The organism is Nocardia farcinica (assembly GCF_029867845.1).
Classification (GTDB): domain Bacteria; phylum Actinomycetota; class Actinomycetes; order Mycobacteriales; family Mycobacteriaceae; genus Nocardia; species Nocardia farcinica_A.
In genome coordinates, this window is record NZ_JARWRU010000022.1 from 1 (window position 1) to 5268 (window position 5268).

5 protein-coding genes and 1 pseudogene are annotated in these 5268 nt (G+C 75.2%); 3 read left to right on the forward strand and 3 right to left on the reverse strand.

Features of this window, described 5'->3' with window-relative positions; translation table 11 throughout:
• Positions 1–145: 145 nt before the first annotated feature.
• The gene (gene ald / locus QH283_RS00280) at positions 146–1249 is read left to right on the forward strand and encodes an alanine dehydrogenase (RefSeq protein WP_280501012.1); all 1104 of its coding nucleotides are present in this window, start codon (positions 146–148) and stop codon (positions 1247–1249) included.
• A 9-nt stretch (positions 1250–1258) separates the two neighbouring features.
• On the opposite strand, the gene sigJ is transcribed toward ald, so the two are convergent.
• Entirely contained in the window at positions 1259–2239 is a 981-nt protein-coding gene (gene sigJ / locus QH283_RS00285; protein WP_280501013.1) for an RNA polymerase sigma factor SigJ, read from the reverse strand.
• Positions 2240–2430: 191 nt separating this feature from the next.
• Here sigJ and QH283_RS00290 point away from each other — a divergent pair, with 191 nt between their 5' ends.
• Complete coding sequence (locus tag QH283_RS00290) at positions 2431–3363, forward strand: cobalamin biosynthesis protein (RefSeq protein ID WP_280501014.1); 933 nt, start codon at positions 2431–2433, stop codon at positions 3361–3363.
• A 49-nt stretch (positions 3364–3412) separates the two neighbouring features.
• On the opposite strand, the gene QH283_RS00295 is transcribed toward QH283_RS00290, so the two are convergent.
• Both QH283_RS00295 and QH283_RS00300 read right to left on the reverse strand, forming a co-directional pair.
• On the reverse strand, positions 3413–4372 hold the full coding sequence (locus tag QH283_RS00295) for an SURF1 family cytochrome oxidase biogenesis protein (protein ID WP_280501015.1): 960 nt from the start codon (positions 4370–4372) through the stop codon (positions 3413–3415).
• Positions 4372–4872, reverse strand: a complete 501-nt coding sequence (locus QH283_RS00300) for a low molecular weight protein-tyrosine-phosphatase (protein WP_280501016.1) — start codon at positions 4870–4872, stop codon at positions 4372–4374. The genes QH283_RS00295 and QH283_RS00300 overlap by 1 nt, the downstream gene beginning before the upstream one ends.
• Positions 4873–4916: 44 nt before the next feature.
• Between QH283_RS00300 and QH283_RS00305 the strand changes: the two are divergent.
• Positions 4917–5268: pseudogene (locus QH283_RS00305) on the forward strand (Rv2231c family pyridoxal phosphate-dependent protein CobC); the annotation flags it as partial.

The following is a 5268-nucleotide window of genomic DNA, read 5'->3' on the forward strand; positions in this document are numbered from 1 at the left end:
AAACACACTCCTGCTCACAACACCCCCCCCCCCCCCCGCGGGCCCCCCCCCGGCCGCTCACCCCCCCCCCCCCCCCCCCCCCCCGGGCGGGCCCCGCCCCCCCGACGGTCCTGGCACGCGGGCAGGCGCGGGTAGACGATGGGGTATGCGAATCGGTGTGCCACGGGAGGTCAAGGAGCAGGAGTTCCGGGTGGCGCTCACCCCGGCGGGCGCGGGGGAGCTGGCGCGACACGGGCACGAGGTGCTGGTGGAGCGCGGGGCGGGCGTCGGGTCCGGTTTCCCCGACACGGCCTACGCGGCCGCGGGGGCGCGGATCGCGGCCGACGCGGCCTCGGTGTGGCGTGAGGCCGAGCTGGTGCTGAAGGTCAAGGAGCCGGTGCGCGCCGAGTTCGGCCTGTTGCGGTCGGGGCAGGTGCTGTTCACCTTCCTGCACCTCGCGGCCTCGCGGGAGTGCACCGAGGCGATCCTGGCCTCGGGCACCACCGCCATCGCCTACGAGACGGTGCGCGCGGCCGACGGCTCGCTGCCGCTGCTCGCGCCGATGAGTGAGGTGGCGGGCAAGCTGGCCGCACAGGTCGGCGCCTATCACCTGATGGCCCCGCTCGGCGGGGCGGGTGTGCTGTTCGGTGGCGTGCCCGGCGTGCGGCCCGCGCACGTGGCGGTGCTCGGCGGCGGGGTGGCGGGCGGCAACGCCGCCGCCGTGGCCGCCGGGATGGGCGCGCGGGTCAGCGTGCTCGACACCGACCTGGCCCGGGTGCGCCGCCTCGACACCGCCTACCACGGCCGCATCGCCACCCTGGCGTCCAATGCCGCCGAGATCGAGCGGACGGTGCTGGACGCCGACCTGGTGATCGGCTCGGTGCTGGTGCCGGGCGCGCGGGCGCCGAAGCTGGTGACCACCGAGATGGTCGCCCGCATGCGGCCCGGCGCGGTGCTGGTGGACATCGCCATCGACCAGGGCGGCTGCTTCGAGGGCTCGCACCCGACCACGCACGCCGCGCCGACCTTCCCGGTGGCGGGCGCGCTGTACTACTGCGTGGCCAACATGCCCGGCGCGGTCCCGCACACCGCCACACTCGCCCTCACCAACGCCACCCTGCCGTACGTGCTGGCCATCGCGGGCGAGGGCTGGCGGCGGGCCTGCGCGCACCGGCCCGACCTCGCCGCCGGGTTGACCGTCGACGCGGGTTCGCTGGTGTCGGAGCAGGTCGCCGCCGCGCACGGCATGGTCGCCACCCCGGCGGGGTGAACCGGGCCCTCACTGCCCGGCGCGCAGGAACCAATCCGGCTCGCCCTCCTCGAGCGCGGGCAGATCCTGCAGCTTGTCCGGGTTGCGGACCACGTCGATGGACACGATGCGCCCGGCGTCGACGGTGAACGACCACACGCCGCCGTGGGTGCCGTCGAAGACGTAGAGCCCCGGCCTGCCGTTGACCAGTACCGCCTTGCTCCAGGCGTTCCCGGCCGCGGGGTTGTGGTACCAGCCGAGCAGCAGCTTGGCGATGATCTCCGCGCCGGTGACGGCCCGGCGGATGGCGGGCACCTTGCCGCCGCCGTCGGCGGTGAAGGTGGCGTCGGCGTCGAGCACCTTCACCAGGGCGCTCAGGTCGCCACTGCGCCAGGCCACGGAGAAGGCCGAGACGACCCGCTGCTGCTCCTCCACCGAGGCCGGGAAGCGGGGCGTGCCCTGCTCGACGCGCTTGCGGGCGCGGGAGGCGAGCTGGCGCACCGCGGCGGGCGTGCGGCCGACCACCTCGGCGACCTCGGGGCCGCTCATGCCGAAGACATCCTGCAGGACGAAGGCCGTGCGCTCGGCGGGAGACAGGGATTCCAGCACCACCAGCAGGGCGGTGGTGACCCGCTCGTCCTGGCTCACCCGGTCGGCGGGGTCTTCCCAGGTGGTCACCTCGGGCTCCGGCAGCCAGTCACCCACGTACTGCTCGCGGCGGGCGCGCGCCGAGCCGAGCTGGTCGAGGGCGAGCCTGCCGGTGACGGTGGTCAGCCAGGCCCGCAGATTGTCGATCTGCTCCGGCCGCGGCTGGCGTTGCAGCCGCAGCCACGCCTCCTGCACCACGTCCTCGGCGTCGGAGAGGCTGCCGAGCGTGCTGTAGGCCAGCCTGCGCAGGTAGGGGCGGTGCTCCTCGAAGCGTCGAGCGAGTTCGGCCCCGTCGATACGCCCGGGGCCGTCCGGGATATCGGCCGAGGAGTCGTCCGGGGCGCCGGGTTCGGGTGAGGTCATCGTTTCCACCGTTTCGTTCGAGCCGCAGCGTGATCGCTGTTCGCTGTGTCCGCTGTGATGAGCTGTCCGCTGTGACGAGCTTGTCTGCTGTCACGAGGACGACGACGCCGCGCCCTCGAGTGTGACACCGGTGGGTGGGGCCGCCGGGACACCGTGCGCGCCACCCGTCGCCCGCTCGTTAGGCTCGCCCGGTGCGTACGGGGATTTCGACCGCGACCGGTCTGTTGCTCGGCTTCGCGCTCGACCGCGTGTTCGCCGATCCGGCGCGCCTGCACCCGGTCGCCGGATTCGGCACGGCGGCGACGGCACTCGAATCACTGACCTACGCGGACCGGCGCGGCGCGGGCGTGCTGCACGAGACGGTCGCGGTCGGCGCGGTGCTCGGTCTCGGCGCGGTGCTGCGCCGGGCCGGCGGCGGCGTCGCGGTGACCGCGCTGGCCACCTGGACCGTCCTCGGCGGTCGCAGCCTGGCCCGCACCGGCCACCGCATGGCCGACTGCCTCGAACACGGCGACATCGACGGCGCCCGCGCGCTGCTGCCCTCGCTCTGCGGCCGTGACCCGGCGGTCCTCGACGCCGACGGCCTGGCCCGCGCCGCCCTCGAATCCATCGCCGAGAACACCTCCGACGCCGCCGTGGCGCCGCTGTTCTGGGGGGCGGTGGCCGGGGTGCCCGGCCTGCTCGGCTATCGCGCGATCAACACCCTCGACGCCATGGTCGGCTACCGCAACGACCGTTACGAACGCTTCGGCTGGGCCGCCGCCCGCACCGACGACCTGGTCAACCTCGCTCCCGCCCGGCTCACCGGACTGCTCACCGTCGCCGTCGCCCCGGTCGTCGGTGGTCGCCCCGGCCCGGCCCTGGCCGCCTGGCGCCGTGACGCGGGCAGCCATCCCAGCCCCAACGCGGGGGTGGTCGAGGCCGCCGCCGCCGGTGCGCTCGGGGTGCGGCTCGGCGGGCCCACCCGCTACCGCCACGGCACCGAACAGCGGCCGACCCTCGGGGAGGGGCCCGCCCCCGCCGTGCCGGATCTGCGACGCGCGGTGCGGTTGTCCGAGGCGGTGCAGTTGGCGGCCGTCGGCTGCGCGGCCGCGCTCGCTGTGCTGCTGCGCCGTCGCCGCTGACCCGCCCCTGCGCGCCGCGGCGACCGGCCAGGACGCCGGTGCGACGAGGTCAGCGGTTGCGGCCGTAGCGATCGGCGAGGCGGGCCTGAGTGTTCTTCTGGGCAGAGGCAGGCTCGGCGGCCCGGGGCTTCGCGCCATCCGCCTCGGTCGTGTCCGGCGACTGCCGCGCGGTCGGCTCGACCCGGCTCGGAGCGGACTCCGGTGCCCCCGGCTCGGTGGCAGGTTCGGGGGAGGTGTCCGAGGCGGCGGCGTCCTTGTTCCTGCGCCGCTCCCGGATCTCCGCGACGACGAAGTACCCGAGGCCGAGCGGGGCCATGATGCCGAAGGCCAGCCATTGCAGGCCGTAGGACAGGTAGGGACCCGCGTCGAGCTGGGGGAGCGGGGTGGGACGGAAGGCCCCGGGCTGGTCCTCGGTCAATTGCAGGTATCCGCCGCGCTCGCTCACCGGCAGCGGGGTGAGCGGCAGATCCATGACCGTGCCCGCCTGGGTGACGTCGATGGAGTAGACCTGGCGGTAGCCCTCCTCGGTGAACGGCGGGCGGTCGGGGCTCACGCCCTCGGAATCGCGCACCCTGGCCTCGATGCGCTGCGGACCGGCGGGCGGCTCGTCGATCCGGGGGGCGCGGGAGCCGTCCACGCCCGCGACGAGACCGCGGTCGACCAGCAGCACGCGGCCGTCCGTCAGGCGGAAGGCCGCGAGGACCGCGAAACCGGGCGCGCCGTCGAGGTGGCGCAGCCGCACCAGCACCGTCGAGCCGGGCACGTAATCGCCGGTGGCGACCACCCGCCGCCACTCGGCGCGGCTGTCGACGGGCGCGGCGAGCACCTCGGTCACCGGGACCGGCTCGGCGCGCACCGATTCGGCGATCAGATCGTTGCGCTCCTCGGTGCTGCTGTTCTTGTTCAGCTGCCAGGGCGCTAGCACGGTGAAGCACAGGTAGGCGAAGGCCACCACGACCACCGCCAGGATCACCCAGCTCGGCCGCAGCAGGAAACTCAGCTTGCGCATCACGCCCGCCCGCCGGCCACCGGTTCGCCGAGGGCCGCACGCGTCCAGGCCAGCAGGCCGGGCACGGCGGCCTCGATCTGGTCGCGGACCAGTTCGAAGGCGGCCTCGTCGTCGTAGTAGGGGTCGGGCACGTCCGGGCCGTCGGCGTCGGGGTCGAAGCTGCGCAGCAGCCGCCTGCGCTCGGCGGGCACCCCGAGCCTGGCCAGCGCGCGCTCGTGGCCGGTGTCCATGGCGACGAGCAGGTCGGCGTCGCGATGATCGTCGCCGACGACGGCGGCCACGTGACCGGTCGGGTAGCCGGACCGGATCAGGGTGGCCGTGGTGCGCTCGTCGGCCTCGCGACCGACGTGCCAGGACTGGATGCCCGCACTGCTGACCCGCACCCGGTCGGCCAGCCCGGCCAGGCGCAGATGGTGGGCGAACATCTTCTCCGCCATCGGCGAACGACAGATGTTGCCCGTACAGACGAACGAAATGTGCAGCTCACCCACACCAGCCATTCTGGCCGTCGCCGTGCCCGGGCCGCCACGTAGGGTGTTCGGTCGTGCCCTCCGACACAGTCGATCACGCCGCGCTGCGCCACCACGGCGACGTCGACGCGCGACCCGGGCTGCTCGATTTCGCGGTGAATGTGCAGGGCAGCGCCCCGCCGCCGTGGCTGCGCGCGCGCCTGGCCGCCCGCCTGGACGACCTCGGCCGCTACCCGAGCGCCGCCGAGCACGAGGCGGCGGGCGCCGCCGTGGCCGCCCGCCACGACCGCCCGGCCGAGCAGGTGCTGCTGCTGTCCGGCGCCGCCGAGGGCGTGGCCCTGTTGCCCCGGCGGGGCCCCCGCCGGGCCGCCGGGGGGCCCCCCACGGTGACCGCGCCCGAGCGGGCGGTGCGGCCGGCGGGCGGGC

Excerpts from the sequence above, each read along its gene's own strand:
- QH283_RS00300 (WP_280501016.1), bottom strand. The coding sequence starts at position 4,872 with ATGGCTGGTGTGGGTGAGCTGCACATTTCGTTCGTCTGTACGGGCAAC.
- ald (WP_280501012.1), top strand. The coding sequence starts at position 146 with ATGCGAATCGGTGTGCCACGGGAGGTCAAGGAGCAGGAGTTCCGGGTG.
- QH283_RS00295 (WP_280501015.1), bottom strand. The coding sequence starts at position 4,372 with ATGCGCAAGCTGAGTTTCCTGCTGCGGCCGAGCTGGGTGATCCTGGCG.
- sigJ (WP_280501013.1), bottom strand. The coding sequence starts at position 2,239 with ATGACCTCACCCGAACCCGGCGCCCCGGACGACTCCTCGGCCGATATC.